This window comes from Shewanella electrica, from assembly GCF_022321485.1.
In the GTDB taxonomy this organism is placed as follows: Bacteria; Pseudomonadota; Gammaproteobacteria; order Enterobacterales; family Shewanellaceae; genus Shewanella; species Shewanella electrica.
Genome location: NZ_JAKOGG010000011.1, coordinates 1 through 17,614, shown reverse-complemented (window position 1 = coordinate 17,614; position 17,614 = coordinate 1). Strand labels below are relative to the sequence as shown.

The 17,614-nt window shown below is 48.7% G+C and carries 19 protein-coding genes; 7 read left to right on the top strand and 12 right to left on the bottom strand.

Going from position 1 to position 17,614, the window contains the following annotated elements:
• Positions 1 to 13: 13 nt before the first annotated feature.
• Positions 14 to 877, top strand: coding sequence for a Ppx/GppA phosphatase family protein (locus tag L9G74_RS14275; protein ID WP_238897170.1), 864 nt, complete (start codon positions 14 to 16; stop codon positions 875 to 877).
• A gap of 50 nt (positions 878 to 927) precedes the next feature.
• On the opposite strand, the gene L9G74_RS14270 is transcribed toward L9G74_RS14275, so the two are convergent.
• The 11 genes from L9G74_RS14270 to rraA form a co-directional block, all read right to left on the bottom strand.
• Positions 928 to 1,464, bottom strand: a complete 537-nt coding sequence (locus tag L9G74_RS14270) for a thioredoxin family protein (protein WP_238897092.1) — start codon at positions 1,462 to 1,464, stop codon at positions 928 to 930.
• A 127-nt stretch (positions 1,465 to 1,591) separates the two neighbouring features.
• Positions 1,592 to 3,493 carry a sensor domain-containing diguanylate cyclase gene (locus tag L9G74_RS14265; protein ID WP_238897091.1) on the bottom strand — a complete coding sequence of 634 codons (1,902 nt, stop codon included), beginning with the start codon at positions 3,491 to 3,493 and terminating at the stop codon, positions 1,592 to 1,594.
• A 2-nt stretch (positions 3,494 to 3,495) separates the two neighbouring features.
• Positions 3,496 to 4,287, bottom strand: a complete 792-nt coding sequence (locus L9G74_RS14260) for a TatD family hydrolase (RefSeq protein ID WP_238897090.1) — start codon at positions 4,285 to 4,287, stop codon at positions 3,496 to 3,498.
• Positions 4,284 to 4,760, bottom strand: coding sequence for a hypothetical protein (locus tag L9G74_RS14255; protein ID WP_238897089.1), 477 nt, complete (start codon positions 4,758 to 4,760; stop codon positions 4,284 to 4,286). The genes L9G74_RS14260 and L9G74_RS14255 overlap by 4 nt, the downstream gene beginning before the upstream one ends.
• Before the next feature lie 59 nt (positions 4,761 to 4,819).
• On the bottom strand, positions 4,820 to 5,569 hold the full coding sequence (tatC, locus tag L9G74_RS14250; protein ID WP_238897088.1) for a twin-arginine translocase subunit TatC: 750 nt from the start codon (positions 5,567 to 5,569) through the stop codon (positions 4,820 to 4,822).
• Between the two features lie 3 nt (positions 5,570 to 5,572).
• Positions 5,573 to 5,989: a Sec-independent protein translocase protein TatB gene (gene tatB, locus L9G74_RS14245; RefSeq protein ID WP_238897087.1), complete on the bottom strand. Its 417-nt coding sequence runs from the start codon at positions 5,987 to 5,989 to the stop codon at positions 5,573 to 5,575.
• Positions 5,990 to 5,995: 6 nt separating this feature from the next.
• Entirely contained in the window at positions 5,996 to 6,238 is a 243-nt protein-coding gene (gene tatA, locus L9G74_RS14240; RefSeq protein WP_238897086.1) for a Sec-independent protein translocase subunit TatA, read from the bottom strand.
• A 62-nt stretch (positions 6,239 to 6,300) separates the two neighbouring features.
• Positions 6,301 to 7,953, bottom strand: coding sequence for a ubiquinone biosynthesis regulatory protein kinase UbiB (gene ubiB / locus L9G74_RS14235; protein WP_238897085.1), 1,653 nt, complete (start codon positions 7,951 to 7,953; stop codon positions 6,301 to 6,303).
• A complete protein-coding gene (locus L9G74_RS14230; protein WP_238897084.1) occupies positions 7,950 to 8,579 on the bottom strand; it encodes a ubiquinone biosynthesis accessory factor UbiJ in 630 nt (209 codons plus the stop codon). The genes ubiB and L9G74_RS14230 overlap by 4 nt, the downstream gene beginning before the upstream one ends.
• 1 nt (position 8,580) lies before the next feature.
• Entirely contained in the window at positions 8,581 to 9,336 is a 756-nt protein-coding gene (gene ubiE, locus L9G74_RS14225) for a bifunctional demethylmenaquinone methyltransferase/2-methoxy-6-polyprenyl-1,4-benzoquinol methylase UbiE (RefSeq protein WP_238897083.1), read from the bottom strand.
• 230 nt (positions 9,337 to 9,566) lie between these two features.
• Positions 9,567 to 10,052, bottom strand: a complete 486-nt coding sequence (rraA, locus tag L9G74_RS14220; RefSeq protein WP_238897082.1) for a ribonuclease E activity regulator RraA — start codon at positions 10,050 to 10,052, stop codon at positions 9,567 to 9,569.
• Between the two features lie 324 nt (positions 10,053 to 10,376).
• Here rraA and L9G74_RS14215 point away from each other — a divergent pair, with 324 nt between their 5' ends.
• The 3 genes from L9G74_RS14215 to L9G74_RS14205 all read left to right on the top strand — a co-directional run bounded on the left by L9G74_RS14215 (position 10,377) and on the right by L9G74_RS14205 (position 12,338).
• Entirely contained in the window at positions 10,377 to 10,625 is a 249-nt protein-coding gene (locus L9G74_RS14215; protein ID WP_238897081.1) for a YgjV family protein, read from the top strand.
• Positions 10,626 to 10,721: 96 nt separating this feature from the next.
• The gene (locus tag L9G74_RS14210) at positions 10,722 to 11,243 is read left to right on the top strand and encodes a phosphatase PAP2 family protein (RefSeq protein WP_238897080.1); all 522 of its coding nucleotides are present in this window, start codon (positions 10,722 to 10,724) and stop codon (positions 11,241 to 11,243) included.
• 3 nt (positions 11,244 to 11,246) lie between these two features.
• Entirely contained in the window at positions 11,247 to 12,338 is a 1,092-nt protein-coding gene (locus tag L9G74_RS14205) for an MJ1255/VC2487 family glycosyltransferase (protein WP_238897079.1), read from the top strand.
• A gap of 12 nt (positions 12,339 to 12,350) precedes the next feature.
• Here the strand turns inward: L9G74_RS14205 and L9G74_RS14200 are convergent, their stop codons facing one another.
• Entirely contained in the window at positions 12,351 to 12,731 is a 381-nt protein-coding gene (locus tag L9G74_RS14200) for a gamma-butyrobetaine hydroxylase family protein (protein WP_238897078.1), read from the bottom strand.
• A gap of 221 nt (positions 12,732 to 12,952) precedes the next feature.
• On the opposite strand from L9G74_RS14200, the gene L9G74_RS14195 reads away from it, so the two are divergent.
• The 3 genes from L9G74_RS14195 to L9G74_RS14185 all read left to right on the top strand — a co-directional run bounded on the left by L9G74_RS14195 (position 12,953) and on the right by L9G74_RS14185 (position 17,503).
• Positions 12,953 to 16,090: an nSTAND1 domain-containing NTPase gene (locus L9G74_RS14195; RefSeq protein ID WP_238897077.1), complete on the top strand. Its 3,138-nt coding sequence runs from the start codon at positions 12,953 to 12,955 to the stop codon at positions 16,088 to 16,090.
• A gap of 11 nt (positions 16,091 to 16,101) precedes the next feature.
• On the top strand, positions 16,102 to 16,503 hold the full coding sequence (locus L9G74_RS14190; RefSeq protein ID WP_238897076.1) for a DP-EP family protein: 402 nt from the start codon (positions 16,102 to 16,104) through the stop codon (positions 16,501 to 16,503).
• 448 nt (positions 16,504 to 16,951) lie between these two features.
• Entirely contained in the window at positions 16,952 to 17,503 is a 552-nt protein-coding gene (locus L9G74_RS14185) for an outer membrane beta-barrel protein (protein WP_238897075.1), read from the top strand.
• Positions 17,504 to 17,614 lie beyond the last annotated feature (111 nt).

Genomic DNA, 17,614 nt, shown 5'->3' with positions numbered 1-17,614 from the left:
TAATAGTTTCAATATGCTGGTTGCGCACACTGTCGGAAATCAGCCGCAAGTGATTGCCAAGTACAAGCGTAAGGTGCGGCTGGCAGAGGGCATAGCGGCTGATGGTACGCTGACTGAAGAAGCTATACTACGTGGCTTAGATTGCCTGCAAATGTTCGCTGCAATGTTGCAGCAACACAAAGTGGGCCAAGATGCGGTGGCGGTGATTGCCACCGCCACACTGCGTTCAATCAACAACGCCGATGAATTTAATCGTCGCGCGCTCCCCATATTAGGCCATCCGATTGAAGTGATCTGCGGCATGCGTGAAGCCGAGTTGATCTATCAAGGCATGGTGGCAACGACGCACAGCGAAGGTCGCCGTTTGGTGATCGATATTGGCGGTGCCAGCACCGAGTTTATTATCGGCGATGGTGAACAACTGCTATTTAAAACCAGCCTGCCCTTTGGCTCGGTGACATTTAATCGCCAGTTTTTTAGTGAGGCGCCGTTACAGCCATTAGATTTTGATGATGCCGCGGCCGCCGTTGCGGCCTGTCTTGCCGAACATCGCCAGCAGTTGCTGACGCTTGGTTGGCACACGGTGGTTGGGGCGTCTGGCGCGGTGCAAGCGGTGGTGGAAGTGTTGCAACATCGCGGCGTATCGGAAACTATCACTTATCCTGTGCTGGAAGGGCTCAAGCAAGAGATCCTCAGTCAAACCTCGCTATCGCTGACGCACATCGTGGGTTTATCACCTGAGCGAGCACCAACCTTTGCCGCTGGCGTAGCTATCTTGCTGGCGCTGTTTCAACAACTGCAAATTAGCCAACTCAGTCTATCAGGTGGGGCCTTGCGAGAAGGTGTGTTGTTAATGCTACAGCAGCGGTTACAGTGATATAAATAATAAAGGCTCCCGCGGGAGCCTTTAACGTATTTAGCGAGTAGCTATTTAAGAATGTTAGCCAAATCTTTTTCTAACGATTCGGTTGGGCGTTCCACAATCCGGCCAATCTCTTTGCCGTCTTGGAGCACCATAAAGGTTGGAATACGTTTGAAATCGTATTTCGCAGCCAAACCTTCAGGATCTTGTTTTTGACGATCCACACCGATGAAAGTCACCTTAATATTTGGGTTATTCACGGCTTCCATGATGCGAATAAAGCGCGGTGTTTCGCGGTGACAATCGGGGCACCAAGTGCCAATGATCACCACAATCTCAGTCGGTTTAGTGACGGCTTTAATCGGCGCAATCGCCGTGGTATCGACTTGATATTCTGTATAACCGCTCATAAATGGCGGCAATTCTGTCACCAGTTTGTGACCATCAACCACACCCGTTAATATCACTTCTTGCTTCTCCTGCTTACAGGTCGACATAAAGCCTTCCTGATTCTCTTCAAAACTGCATCCGGGATCTGCAACGCTGTAACCAGCAAAAAAGATAGCAGTAGTCGCCAGTAATGCTTTTATTTGGTTGTGCATTCTACGTCCTTAACAACTGTGACTCTAGTCTTGCTTGATTGAAGCATTGTTAATTCCGGTTGAGAAGTAAACAAGGTTGCGGCTGTTACAGGGATCACTAAACTTTTTAAAAGGATTTGGGTAGACGTTAGCTTTGTGGCGCAACTACCACAGGTGTGGCTGCCACATCTTGTTCGGCTTGATAGAGGCACACCTGATTTCGCCCCTGACTTTTAGCGCGGTAGAGCGCTTTATCCGCTTCGCTCAGGACTAAGGTGATGTGATCATCTGAGTGAATAATACTGCTGCTGACCCCAATGCTGATCGTCAGCGGTACCTTTTGGGTATCCCACTGCACATTGAGTTGTGACACCGCTAAGCGTAACGACTCTGCCAGCGCTAGCGCGCCTTCAGTATCAGTGTTTGGCAGAATCACGGCAAACTCCTCACCACCAAAGCGACAGACGAGGTCGCTCGGTCGCTTGACGTTGTTACGCAGGGTTTCTGCCACCGCTTTTAGCGTGGCGTCACCGGCGAGGTGGCCGAAGGTGTCATTAATGATTTTGAAATGGTCGATGTCTAACATCAGTAACGCCATCGGAGTGTGTTGCCGACGGCTGATACGGCCTTCGGCCTGTAACCGTTTTTCAAAGCTCGAGCGGTTGCGCACCCCAGTTAAGCTATCAATTTGAGTTTGCTCCGTCAGCTTATGATTCACCTCATTCAGCTCTCGTAGGGCAAATTCCAACTCTAGCGTGCGCTCTTGCACCATGCGTTCCAGTCGTGCATTGGTTTCTTCCTCGGTGTGCAGCGCTTCCTCTTTGGCTTCTCTCATGCGCTCCGCTTGTAACAAGGCTTGTTGCTGAATATCCGCTTTAGCTTTGCGTTCCTCATTATAACGAATGGCTAATACCGCCGCCTTGAGGGTGATTTCGACCGTCAGACCAATCATTACTGGCGTTTGTGGATTGAGTGCCAGCACGATGAGGCCCAGGTATTGACCGCAAGTTAGCAGTGAACCAACGACGATTCCCAGAGAGGAAAAGGCATATAACTGCGCGAGTTTGTTACCGGCGATGGCCTGCATGATGGTGATAACGGCGATGGTTAAACATACGCTGACCACTAGCAACATACCTAACAGCAAACCAGCATACTGGCTAATAATGAGGGTTAAGAAAGCACACATTATCGAGACCGCCGCCATGGCACGGCACAGCCGCAACATGCGCATACTGTGATATTTAAGCAGTAAGGTTTTTTCGGTAAACAATGCGTTAAACGCGACCACGAGGGGGAGGGTAAACGGCAGTACCAGTTGCTGCAACAGTGGTGAGTTGGGCCATAGATACTGAAACGCCGTGCCGTTCATACTGCTGACTAACAGTGCCATCAACAACACATAGGCGGCATAATAGCCGTAGGTATATGACCCAGTTACCGCAGCCATGAACAGTGAAAACAAACCGATGGCACATAGGGTGCCAAGTTGTAATCCTTTTGTCAGCTCACGCGGCTGGTCATGTTGCATCAACGCAGTTGGCGACCAGAGATGCAGTGGCAAGTAATTACTGCCTTGTGAACTTACATGCAGCCAAAACTCATGTACTTCTCCCGCTTCCATCTCAAATGGCAACAGGAAGTTGGCGTGTACTTGTGGACGTTGCGAAAAGGGTAAGCTATCACCGAGTACTTTCTGCTCGACTAATTCGCCGTTAACTGCGTGATAGATCGTAAGATGGTCAATATTGGGATTGCCCATTTCCAGAATGCGGTCACGTTTGCCAACACCCTGTTGTGACAGCTTAACGTATAACCATAGACCTTTTTCCCCCATACGCAGCAATATGCCTTCGTCAGCTTGTTGCCATTGTTCCGCTGGAAGTTGGCGTACCTGTTCATAGCTTGCATTTGCAGCTTGGAGTGTGGCTAAAGCAAAAGGAGCAAGCGCCATATCAATGGTTTTACTGTCGCTGATTTCAACCGCTGACGCGGAAGCACATATCAGCAATAGCAAAACGCTCGCCCACCCACTCAGCCAATGTGTCATGCTTACTCCAGCCCGAAGAAACGCAAACTATTGTTATAGCACCGATGGGCTAATTCTTCTGCTGGCTGATGTCGTAAATGCGCTACATATTCAGCGATATGGGGCAGATATTGCGGCAGGTTCTTGCTGGATTTAGGTTTTGGTTTAAGGGTGCGTGGCAACAGATAGGGACTGTCAGTTTCTAATAGCAGCCGATTATCTGGAATGATCTTGACCGCTTCAGCTAGGGCTTGACCACGGCGCTCGTCGCATACCCAACCGGTAACGCCCAAATGCAGATCGAGGGCTAAATATGCTTCGGCTTGGGCGATATCACCGGTGAAACAATGCAGTAGCGCGCCGTTTAGTTGTGGCCGATACTCTTGCACCATAGCGAGGAACTCATCATGGGCATCACGCTCGTGCATGAGTACTGGCAGTTGCAACTCTACGGCTAAGGCCAACTGGGCGGCAAATGCTTGGCGCTGCTCCGCTGGGGTCGAGTAATTACGGTTAAAGTCTAAACCACACTCGCCAACAGCCACCACAGCAGGCGCGGCGCACAATTGGCGTTGTTGCTCGATGCTACTGAGTTGCCAACTGCTAGCATGATGCGGATGGACCCCCGCAGTGGAATACAGCTGCTGTGGGTACTGTTGGCAGAGATCGATACAACGCGCACTTTCATCTAATTCGCTGCCGATCAAGATCAGCGGCGCAACTCCCACCGCCGCTGCATCAGCAATGACCTGCGCTGCTTGCGCTTCTAAGCTACTGCCCAGCAAATTTACGGCAATATCAATGTACTGATTCACTGAACTCGACGCACTCTAGTTGAACGGGAAAGTCCGTCCGCTTGTAATAAAAATGACCCAAACGCGGCCTTTTTAATTGTCACTTTACTCCCCGGCTGGAGTGAAAAGTGTTCGACTTCCAATTGCCGCCAGATTTGACCATTTTCAAAGGTCATAATTAACGCACCACGGGGTGACTTATCTATGCTCGCCACTGTGAGTTTAATCTCATCTGGTTCGCTAACGGTTTCTTTGGGCTTGGCACCAAAACGATCAACGGCAGACTCGGATGGCGTAGTTCCAGACAAGGCAGCCGCTGAGGCTACCTTGTCTTGGGATTGAGATGTGTTGATTGATGCGCTGAGTTGATCAAAACAGGCCAAACGTTGCTTATCGTTACTGATCTGTCCGCATTGCTGCAGTGATTGTTCCACCGACGCAACCGCCGGCAGAGTTAAACATGCACAAAACATGGCCAAACATAAATAGCGCATCGAAACATCCTTTATCAATTAAATACTGCCGTTATCTTAATATGATGCGGGATGTGTTACTAGGGCTGCTCAGTTTCCTCTGAGTCGTCCTCATCGGCGGCGGGTTTATAGAAGCGCGCGGCCAGCAAACCACCTTCAAACAGCAGTAACATCGGTACTGCTAACATCGTCTGTGACAACACATCTGGCGGTGTCAGTAACATACCAACCACAAATGCGCCGACCACAATATAAGGCCGTTTAGCTCGCAGATCTTCCGGAGTGGTGACACCTGCCCAGCACAGCAATACCACGGCAATCGGGATCTCAAACGCTAAACCAAAGGCGAAAAACAGCTTGAGTACAAAATTGAGATAACTGCTGATATCGGTGGCAACTTGCACGCCTTCAGGCGCCACGTTCGCAAAGAAACCGAATACCACTGGGAACACCACATAATAAGCAAACACAATACCGAGATAAAACAACAAGGTGCTGCTCACTAATAGTGGAAAGACTAAGCGTTTTTCATGTTTGTATAAACCAGGGGCAACAAATGACCAAATCTGGAATAACACATAGGGAATAGCAATAAACAACGACAGCACGATAGTGAGTTTAAACGGCGCAAAAAATGGCGCCCCCACATCAGTGGCAATCATGGTGCCCGTTTCAGGCATCGCTTGCAGCAATGGCACCGCGATGTAGTGATAGATATCTTTTGCCCAATAAACTAGGCAGACAAAGACCAGCAAAACGCTGGCAATGGCTCTGAGCAAACGATTGCGCAGTTCCAGCAAATGACTGATTAACGGCTGCTGTTGCGACATGAATTACTCGCTTTTTTTATCTTTTTCAGAATTAGCGGCTGGGGCTGGAGTCACCGCCACGCTGTCACTTTCACTGTCATCGTGAAGTTTCGGCGGGTTTTTAGAAAATGGTGAAGATGAGTCAATCTCGTAGGGACGATTAACCGCCTGCGCTGCTTCTTTTAGCTGATCGAGAGACTCTTTAAGTTCAGGAGACAGGTTGCCAAGACCTTTCTGCTCGGCCTTTTTGAGATCGGCCTGCAACTCTTCAAGCTTAAGTTCTTGCTCAAGCTCGTCTTTAACCGAATTGGCCATGCGCTTCATCGCGCGGATCCAACCGGACACCGTGCGTACTGCAATCGGTAGACGTTCGGGGCCGAGAACCACCAGCCCCAAAATCCCGATCAACAGTAGCTCGGAAAAACCGATACCGTCGAACATATAGGATTACGCCTGTTCTTTTTCCTTGGACTCAGATTTCGGCTGCGCGTTGGTTTCAGCAGCGTTGTCTTTGGTTGCCGCAGTATCTTCAAGAGATTTTTTCTGCTCTTCTTCAGAAGACATTGCTTTCTTAAAGCCTTTGATTGCACCGCCCAGATCACCGCCAATACCGCGCAGCTTTTTCGTTCCGAACAATAGAACTACGATCAATGCGACGATAAGAAGTTGCCAAATACTGATACCACCCATGAAGGTTTCCTCTTGAATCAATTTTCGGCCCTATTATGAACCGTTGATTAGTAAATAACGAATTAAAATTTTCGGATCTTTGGTCTGGATCTCCATCCGAGTAGCCAGATTATCGCTCCAGCGATCACACAGGCATTTGCGCCCCAGAGTGTAACGTCCTGAGTGAATAATATCGTGCCACAGATCAACAAAACTGCAGATGTAATTAGGAGATAATTACTTGTGTGCGACCGTTGCTGATGGCGCAGATATCTATCCAGCATCTGCTGTTGAGACCCGAGCAGATTGCGTCCAAGTTTAAGATTGTCGTAGATCAGTTCTGGCAGTTCTGGCAGTTTGTCCGACCAATAAGGCAACTGCTTTTTCGCTTTCGAAAACATTGCCTTCGGGCCAACTTGTTGCGCCATCCACTGTTCGAGAAACGGTTTAGCGGTTTGCCACAGATCCAACTGCGGATACAACTGGCGCCCTAATCCTTCAATATAGAGTAGGGTTTTTTCCAGCAGCACTAATTGTGGCTGCACTATGATGTGGAACTCGCGTGCGGTACGGAATAACTCCAGCAACACGTGGCCGAACGAAATCTGGTTCAGTGGTTTGTTAAACATCGGTTCACAGACCACTTTCACCGCTTGTTCAAACGCTTGCATATCGGTGTCGGCCGACACCCAACCCGATTCGACGTACAACTGCGCAATGCGGTGATAATCGCGGTTGAAAAATGCCAGAAAGTTTTCTGCCAAATAGCGCGTGTCGGTATCGCTCAGCGTGCCCATAATGCCGCAGTCGAGGCCGATGTAATGCGGATCTTGCGGGTTCTCGCGTGAGACAAAAATGTTGCCCGGGTGCATATCGGCATGGAAAAAGTTATCGCGGAACACTTGGGTAAAAAACAGCTCAACGCCTTTTTCGGCCAGCCGTTGCAAATTGGTGCCTTGCGCTTTCAGCGCCGCAATATCTGATACCGGAATGCCCTCAATGCGTTCCATCACCATCAAGCGGGGATAACACAAATCCTCATAAACATAAGGTATGTACAGCGCATTGGAATCGAGGAAGTTATTGCGCAAACGCACCGTGTTCAGCGCTTCTAACTTGAGATTCAGTTCACCCAAGATGGTGGTGCGATAATCATCCACCACTTCAGCGGGGCGCAATCGGTTGCCTGAACCTAACAGGCTATCAATCAGGTGAGCGGTTTGGCTCATTAACAGCAGGTCCGCCAGAATCTGCTTTTCTACGTTTGGCCGCAGCACCTTCAGTACCACTCTTTCGCCGTTCGACTTGAGCGTAGCTGTGTGTACTTGTGAAATGGAGGCTGAGGCTAACGGCTTATCATCAAAATCATCAAATAATGATTCAATCGGTGCTTTTAGCTCAGCTTCAATCGCTGCGCGAGCTAGCTGGGAGTCAAACGGCGGCACGCGGTCTTGCAGCATGGCTAGCTCATACGCCCACTCATCACTGAGCAAATCGCGGCGCGTTGACAGCATTTGACCAAATTTAATGTACACCGGCCCTAGCTCTTGCAGCGCCAGTTTCAGACGTTCGCCACCCGCTTTGTTTTTATGTTTGTTGCGCAGCCAGAATAAGCTGCGACGCCATAAGCGGAAGTACCAAGGAGTCATCTTTTTCGGCAGCAACTCATCCAACCCATAGTGTAGGAAGATAGCAACAACTTGATAGGCTCTTTTGATACTACTGACGAAACTCATGGGGTGATGTTGTCCTTCAATTTGGCAATGCGTTGTTCTAACGAAGTGACTTGCGTCACAAGCTGCTCAATTCTGTCGCAATGGCGAATAAATTCAAGCTTGTGCGGTGCAATTTGGTACTCCTCGGTGGCAAGTTGTCCAAGGTGTGACCAAGTTTTGCGCGCCACCATCTGTAGATCACTTTTCGCACGGGCTAGACCGTTGGTGAGCCAATGCGCCGGGGCATCGCCAATATAGCGCGATAGCGGCTCGACTACGTCAGGATCTAACTGCTGCAAGAACTGGCTAAACTGCTGGAGCAGCGCCAAATCCCCTTCGATGCTGAGCTTGTCTTGCTTGATCAGCTCGGTGAGATTTTCGCCTTCACGTAGTTTAAGCAGTTGGGTGGCGTCGGCTTTGACGCGCACATCGACGTTGCCGCTGTAGTCGCTGAGGATTTGGATCTCATCGCTAAATATCCAGTACATCGGCCAAGACAGCTCTGACAACGCAAAGCAAAACACTTTGCCTTGCAGAGGTTTGAGCTTACTTGGTTCAATGCTGGATAGGCTCATCGCCTTGGCGAGCGCCGTTTCAATGGCGCCGCAGCACAGCAAACGCCATTGGTGGGCGGGAGTGAATTGCATCTTAGAACTTGTAACCACGGTGTAGTGCCACAATGCCATCGGTCATGTTGATGTAGTCAACTTGCTCAAGACCAGCGTTTTCCATCATCCCTTTGAGGGTTTCTTGGTCTGGATGCATGCGGATCGATTCTGCCAGATATTCGTAGCTGTCAGCATCGTGCGCGATCACCTTGCCAATCATCGGCAGCATCTTAAAGCTATACAGATCGTAGGCTTTGTTCATGATGGCGTGTTTTGGTTTAGAGAATTCCAACACCAACAGCTTGCCACCTGGTTTCAACACGCGTTGCATAGACTTCAGCGCCGCGTCTTTGTCGGTCACGTTTCGCAGACCAAAGGCGATGGTGATAATGTCAAAGGTGTTATCCGGAAACGGCAGATTTTCCGCGTTGGCTTGCACGTAATTGACGTTGTTCACTATGCCTTTATCGCGCAGTTTGGCGCGGCCAACTTTCAGCATTGAGTCGTTGATATCGGCCAATACGACTTCGCCGCTATCACCAACCAAGCGTGAGAACTTGGCGGTCAAATCACCAGTACCACCGGCCAAATCAAGCACTTTCATGCCAGGGCGCGCACCGGCGCACTCAATGGTAAAACGTTTCCAAATACGATGAATACCAAAGGACAAAACATCATTCATGATGTCGTAACGCGTGGCAACTGAGTGGAAAACACCTGCGACCATATCCGCTTTCTTGTCGGCTTCAACCGTCTTAAAACCAAAGTGGGTGCTTTGGGATGAGTCTTCAGACATTCGTGTGTTCCTATGACGAGCTAAAAATTGCGTAAAAGTGTATGCGCTAATGCTGATGTACCAAATCCCTTTCGTGTCAGGGTGTGATCATCTCTTAAAAATTAGGCATGTCGCTGATAATTTAGGTTGTGCATTAGACCATAAACCATCCGTTGTGAATAGTGATCGGCTTTGGAGTTTACGCCGACAAAAAAGCCGACACAGAGTCGGCTTTTGCGGTGCAGTGGCACTTATTCGATGTCGAGTGGTTCAGGTGACAAAATGATGCCAGTGTTATCGGCATAGATATGGTCGCCGGGTAGGAAGGTCACACCGCCAAAGTTCACCGGAATATCCACTTCACCCACGGCGTTGGCATCGGCGCCCACTGGAATGGAAGCCACTGCTTGAATACCAATATCCAAGTCTTCCAGCGCATCGACTTCGCGCACGCTACCGTAGATAACAAGACCTTCCCAGTTGTTTTTTACCGCCAGTTCGGCCACTTCGGCATCAACCAGCGCGCGGCGCAATGAACCACCGCCATCAACTAACAGTACCTTGCCTTCTCCGTCTTCTTGCAACACATCAAGGATCAGACCGTTGTCTTCAAAACATTTGATCGTGCAGATCGCACCACCAAAGGAACTGCAGCCACCATAGTTACTGAACATGGGTTCTACTACATCAACAACATCCAGGTACATATCACACAGTTCGGAAGTGTTGTATTCCATTTTATTACTCCTGTTTCTTCAGCTCGGCCTTGTCAGACAAGGGTTGGCACAACATCGTCAGTATATAAGGGTTTCTTCAAAAGAAAAGTGTATTTAGTCACGCAAGTTATGACATTTACAACAGTTTCAGCGCATCCCCGTTGCAGCAGTACAGGTGTGCAGCACTTCAGTTTGCGCTGAAATTGCATGACCCGTTTTACTGCGGTCTGCTATTATATGCGCCTTAAAAGTTCCTTTCTCTAATTTTATTGCTGCTTTAGGGGCACGGATCCCCCACTAGGCTTATGGATGGCAGAGGGCCTTGCTGGTTTGAGGTACCTGAATATGGATACATTAAATACCGTGGAAATCGTCGGTTACGCTGCGTCGCTAATGGTAGCTATCTCGCTGATGATGAAAGATATTATTTGGCTGCGTTGGTTGAATTTTGTTGGCTGTGCCCTGTTTGTCGCTTACGGCATTGCCATTAATGCTATGCCAGTAGCGGTGATGAATGGCTTTGTTGGCATCGTCAACGTGGTGCATCTGGTGCGCTTATACCGTAAAAAATCTGCTGATCCCGTGACCGCCTAACCCGGGAGATTGTCACAAAACTGTCGAGCAACTGTCACTTATGCGTCATCGCCGCTAGCTAGTCTTGCCAGCATATGACGAAAAGGAGTGACCGCTATGCTGCTACGACTCGCAGAATGGGATCGCTTAGGCTTTTGCCAACTGCTCTATTGGGGGCGCAGATATCGTCTACGTGCATTTGCGCTAGCGTGCTCGGCCTCGGGTAACGGCCCGCTCTATCTCTACCTTGCGGTATTGTTACTGCTGTTTTATGAGCAAGGCCAACATCTGTTTAATCTATTACTGGCCGCCTTTCTTATTGAACTACCGTTCTATTTACTGCTGAAAAATACCATTCGTCGTGTGCGCCCGTGTCACAACTTACCGGCTGACATCGCTATCGATTTTGAACCGTCTGACCGTTTCAGCTTGCCATCTGGTCACACCGCCGCTGCCTTCGTCTTTGCCACCACCTTAGCGCTAGAGTTCCCCATCCTCACGCTGCCCTTGCTGGCGTGGGCGTCGCTCGTTGCCTGCTCGCGCGTGGTGCTCGGCGTGCATTATCCCACCGATATCATCGCTGGCATGTTGCTTGGCAGCAGTGCTGCTTTCTACGCTTCTTATTGTTTGCAAGGATAACGCATGCGCATTTTGTATGGTGTTCAAGGCACGGGTAATGGTCATTTGAGCCGCGCCCGGGTGATGGCAAAAGCATTTGCCACCCATCAAGTGCAGGTGGACTACCTGTTCAGTGGCCGCGCCGCCGCTCAATATTTTGATATGGCAGCGTTTGGGGAATACCAAGTCCGAGATGGGCTGTCATTTACTACCCGCAAAGGTAAGGTAGATATTGCTGCCACTGCGGTAAACAACTCGCTGTGGCGTTTGTGGCGTGATATTCGCCAACTCGATTTAAGCGATTACGATTTAGTGCTCAATGATTTTGAACCCGTGACCGCATGGGCCGCGCGGCGCCAAGGGGTTAACTGCATCAGTATCAGCCACCAAGCGGCATTGCGTTATCCGGTGCCGAAAGTTGGTAACAGCTGGTTTAACGATTGGTTGTTGGAAAACTTCGCCCCAGCAGATCTGGCACTCGGTTGCCACTGGCACCACTTTGGTTACCCGATACTGCCACCGTTTGTCGAAGTGGACAGCCACGAAAAACTGCACGCCGAGCAGATCTTAGTCTATCTCCCGTTTGAGGCAGCCGGTGATATTGCCGAGCTGCTGACGCCGTTCAGTGACTATCAATTTCAGGTGTATCACGCCAGTGCCGCGCCGCCGCAGTTGGCTGGGCATATCCATTGGCACGGTTTTAATCGTGAGGGGTTCAAACGTGACATGGGGCGCTGTAGTGGTGTGATTGGTAATGCCGGTTTTGAGCTAGCTAGCGAAGCAATGACCTTAGGCAAAAAGTTGCTGGTTAAGCCGCTGCAAGGCCAGTTTGAGCAACTATCGAATGTGGCAGCCTTGGCGCTATTAGCGGCGGCCGACCATATGAACACACTCGACCAACAAGCACTAAAACGTTGGTTGAAAGCCAATAACCCGCAGCCGATCCATTATCCCGATGTTGGCGACATGTTGGTGCGCTGGTTACTGGCGGGGGATTGGCGCGATCCACAAAGCTTATGCCAAGCGCTGTGGCAGCAGGTGGTGTTACCCGATAGCTGGCGCTCCAAGCGTGATAATCGCGCGCTCGGCCAAGCGATTGTCGGTCCAGCGCGCTGATTTTGCTAAACGTTAGCTGTAGCTTATATTCATGGCAATCAACGGCTCGCGCGAACCTTTCTCGGCGCGTAAGCGGGCCAAATATTGCTCCCAATAAGCTTGCTGATTTTCACAAAAATCATGCAGTAAATCCCATGAAAATAGACCGCTATCGTGGCCATCATCAAACACTAGCTTTACCGCATAGTTGCCCACCGGCTCAATCGCCTTAATGTTCACATTGCGTTTGTGCGTCACTAACTTTGGATTACCGTGGCCTTGCACCTCGGCTGACGGTGAATTAACCCGTAAAAACTCACAGGTGAGTTGGTGCACGCTGCCATCGCCAAATGTTATCTCTAACAAGCGAGATTTACGCTTAAGTTTGAGGTTGCTCACTGTATGGCTGCTCATAAGATATTCCTTAACATCACTGGTATCGGGCTATGATCGCCCGAACCGCCACAAAATAAAACCCCGGAGATGTCGCATTTTTACCAATGCCTAGTTGTAACCAAATTTACACAGCTTGTTAATAAAAGCGACTGGTGATTAGATAGAACAATTGGGATAATGCCTTGAGGTATTGTGTTTTTTGACACTCGACATTTTATTGACCATGTAGGACAACATTCATGGCAGAACGCATCTTCTTTTTCGGTGACTGGCAGGTAAGCCCCGTCGCCAATACATTGCAACAGGGACGTAAAAAACGACAGCTTGAACCCAAAGCGATGGATGTGCTCTGCTACCTATGCGAGCAAGCGGGTGAAGTGGTCAGTAGCGAGCAACTGCTGGAACACTGCTGGGCAGGCGTCGATACCGGTGACAATCCACTGCATAAAACCATCGCTCAACTGCGCCGTGCGCTGGATGATAGCGCCACCGCGCCGACGTATATTGAAACCATTCGCAAACGCGGTTACCGCACCTTAGCCGAAGTGCGCTTTCCTATCGGCTCCGAACAAGCGGTCAGCGATACCCCCACTTGGCAAGGGGAATCGCCATTCCCCGGTCTACGTGCATACAGCGCCGATGATGCTGAGGTGTTCTTTGGTCGCAGTGAGCAGATCCAACTGCTGCTCGAACGTATCGGCCAACAAGCAAAATATGGGCGCGACTTCTGCTTGGTTTTAGGGCCGAGCGGCAGTGGTAAATCGTCGTTAATCAATGCTGGTATTATCCCCAACTTGCTGACTGATCAGGGCGCCTACGGTGTGCGCTTACTGTCGCACGCGGCGCTGGATCTCGCCGATGTCAACGGCGACACCTTATGGTTAGCGCTAGCTTCCGCTATGCTCGATTGGGAGCTAGACGACCTGCCCGTGCTAGAGGGCGAAAGCGCTGACACCCTTGCCTACAAACTCCAGCAAAATCTCACCGCGGTATTAAGCCGCTTAGCCGCCCATACGCAGGCGCAACGGGACAAACATTATCGCTTTGGTCTGTTCATCGACCGCTTAGAAGTGCTGTTGTCATCCCCCGCATTTGACGATGAGCAACGCCAGCACTGGATTGATCTACTGGAACAATTAGCCACATCTGGCACCGTGCTACTGCTCAGTGCCTGTCGTAACGAATTTTATCCACAGTTGGTGAGTTACCCGAGCCTGCGTGCCGGTAAAGGGCGTGGCGCTCACTTTGACTTAGCACCACCATCGCGCCAAGAGTTATTGCAGATGATCCGCCTGCCTGCCGCCGCCGCAGGCCTCAACTGGCAAACCGATGACAGCACCGCCACACCGCTGGATGAAATCCTCTGTAGCGAAGCGGCCAATTACCCCGACGCCCTGCCGATGCTGCAATATATGCTGCAGCAGTTGTATCTCAGCCGCGACGCACAAGGCACCATGCTGGTCAGCGTGTACCACGAACTCGGCGGACTGGAAGGCGCAATCGGCGTGACCGCCGAAGACGCGATTGCCACACTCAGTGATGCCGAGCAGCAAGCGGTGCCACGGGTATTATCCTTGTTAGTTACCCTGCGGGAAGACGAGCAGTCAGTCACCAGCCGCAGTGCCTCGTGGCAACAGCTACAAAGCGACAGCGAACGCGCCTTGGTCGAAGCCATGGTCGAGCGGCGCTTATTTGTGTCGCAACTGCACCAAGGTGAACCCAGTTTCCACATCGCTCACGAAGCGTTACTGCGCCGTTGGCCGCGCGCCAGCGAATGGATTGAGCAACATAAAGAGATGCTCGCGCAGCAAGCGCGGCTGTTTCACAGTGCTAGCCGTTGGCAAGCTGAACAGCAAGCCAGTGCTTATCTGCTGCAAGAAGGCAAACCGCTGCAAGATGCCAAACAGCTGGCCGACAATCCATTGATCGCATTGGATGACACCGAACACCGCTTCATCAACGCCTCGGTGCAGCGTGCCAAACGCCGCAGTTGGTTGCGGCGCGGTATTGTCGCGTCTTTGGCAACATTGACGCTAATTTCGGTACTGATGACCGCCCGCAGTATTGACGCTGAACAACAAGCCACAGCACGGCGTTTAGATGCTGAAAACTTGTTGGGCTTTATGGTGGGGGATTTTGCCGACAAACTGCGTAATATTGGCCGTATGGACTTGCTCGATGGTATCTCCAACAAGGCGCTGGAATACTTTACCGCCAAAGGTAATATTCAGGACAAAACCTTGGGCTTTGAAGGCCGCTTTCAGCATGGGCAAACCTTAGAAGCCATCGGTGAAGTGGCGTATTCCCGCGGCAAGAATGATGAAGCAAAAAGCGCGTTACTCGCTGCAGAAAAGGAGTTCTTGCCATTATTAAAAGAGCAACCCGAAAACTTGGAACTCTTAAAGTCCCTTGGTGCCAATGCCTTTTGGCAAGGGCAGATGTTTTATGACCAAGCGGATTGGGACAATACAGCTACGTTTTTTGAACAGTATTTGAGTTACAGCCAGAAGATGGTCGACATGGCGCCAGAGGATAAGGATGCGCAAAAAGAATTGGCTTCTTCGCTAAATAATTTGGGTTCGATACAGCTTAAATTGAAGAACTTTGCGCAAGCGAAAGTGCTATTTGAACAGGCGTTGCAGCAGAAGGAAGCTTTACTAAAGGCATCTCCCGACGATGAAGCGTTGGTTGGGGATGTAATTAATGCGAGATCTTTTGTGGCTAGTGCTTTGGTGGCGGAAGGTCAGACTAAGGATGCAATTAAAATCTGGGAAAGTATTAAGCGTGAGTTTGACAAACCAAAATATTCGAATAATTCGTATATTCAAGAGCGACTTTACTCATCATTAAAATTTCTTGGTGAGTATTACTTTTATTCAAAAAATGACGATGCTTTGAATGTATTTATAATAGCAGAAGGTAAAGTCGATAGAGCAGTGTCTCAAGATCCTGATAATTCGAGTTGGAAAGAGGACTATATCATTTTGGAAAGTAACATCCTTTATCTAAAGTTTGTTTATTTAAAAGAAAATGATGATGTTAGATTGGAGAAGTTGAAAGCTATTACTGAAGATTTAGGTCGAGATGAGTACTCTTCTAATATAATCGTTTTTAGAGTCTATGATTTTTTGTTAAAAGGAGATTCAGAAGCTGCATTTTTGGAGAGTGAGAAATTTAATGATGCTTATATTTCCGGGAATTACGATGTCAGCGATTTTGATATGCTAAAGTTTATATATGGTTATAATGAAATCGGTAATGACAAAATTTCATATAGTTGTACTGATATTAATAAAAAATTAGAAAAAATAGGTGTGAGTAAAAACGACCAAAGTTACGTTTTTTTCAAAAATGGTTTTGAAAAATGTTTTAATTAATAAGGGATATTATGGATAAGAAATCTATTGATGCATTTATGTTTGATGTAAGTGTTACGGTAACGGCTAAAAAGAAACCGGTATTTACTTACTACGAATCAGGTAGTAGTAAACCGTTATCAGAAAAAGAACGTCAAGTAGTGATTACTGGGCCATCAGTTATCTTCTACAAGCTAATTAATTTAGACTTGGCACCTAAAGGGTTACGGTTTATTGGCGCTGGTTTTACTAAACCATTCACGCAAATTGTTGAGAACTCTTATGTAAGTGAAAATGGGGATACATTGGTGTTAGAAGATTTATGTGTGGATGACGGTACTGCCAACTTTCATCTTTTGCTTAAGACGGATGAAAATAACTTAATTATGATCAGTCCTGATCCTGAAGTTATTAACAAAAGTAAGCACAAATAATTGGAAAATAATGGAGAATAATGGGGACAGCCACCATTTGTGTGGTTGTACTGCAGATTGATGGCTGTCCAAATAATAAGAATAATTGGGACAGCCACCATTTGTGTGGTTGTTTCTTTTTCTTGGTTTTATTCCGCGTCAAAAAATAATTGGGACAGCCACCATTTGTGTGGTTGTTTCTTTTTTCTCGGTTTTGGTAGAATCGAAGGAAAAATAATTGGGACAGCCACCATTTGTGTGGTTGTATTGCAGATTGATGGCTGTCCAAATAAACCCCACCAACGCAATAACCCCCAACAACTCTCTTTACGTGACGATTTGCTGATGGCTAATTGCTGATTTTGCGATTTTTATCAATAGTTAAGCTCAACATTGTTTGCCATCTCCATGGGGGCTGCTAGTATTTGCAGCCTATCTAGATGGATAGTTATTGATATAAGGAAATTTCATGCAGTACAGCAAGATTGCTTTATTTATTCCAATCGCGGGTTTGCTTTCATTTGCTGCGGTGGCAGATGAGTCATCTCAGAGTGTTGATAGTCAGTTTTATCTGGCGGCTAATGTTGGTTATGGCACAAACCTGACAGACGGCCTCGATGATAACAAAGCTGTGTATGGTGTTACCGCGGGTATTCCATTAAATGCCACATGGGCAGTGGAGTCAGATTTCCATTATTGGCACAGCAGTAACGACGGTATTGATATTGACGTCTATGCCATAGACGTAGCAATGAAAGCCAGCTACCCATTTACACCAACGGTGCAGGGTTTTGTAAAAGCGGGTTACAGCTATCTGCATGCCAAAGTAGAGGTGAACTATGTTGGCGATGTTTTTTCCCTATCGGGCTCAGCGTCCGATAGCGAATATAAACCTGTTGCCAGTATTGGACTAAAAGCCGATTATGACCGCTATTTCACCACGCTTGCTTACAACCATTTCTTTGCTGACGATCTTTACGATATCAGCTCTGTGACGATTGGTTTTGGTTATAAGTTCTAGCTGATCTTGGCGGGCCCAAATAATTGGGGCCATCAAATAATTGGAACAGCCACCATTTGCGTGGTTGTTTCTTTTTTCTCGGTTTTCTTCCGCGTTATGGCGATTTGATGG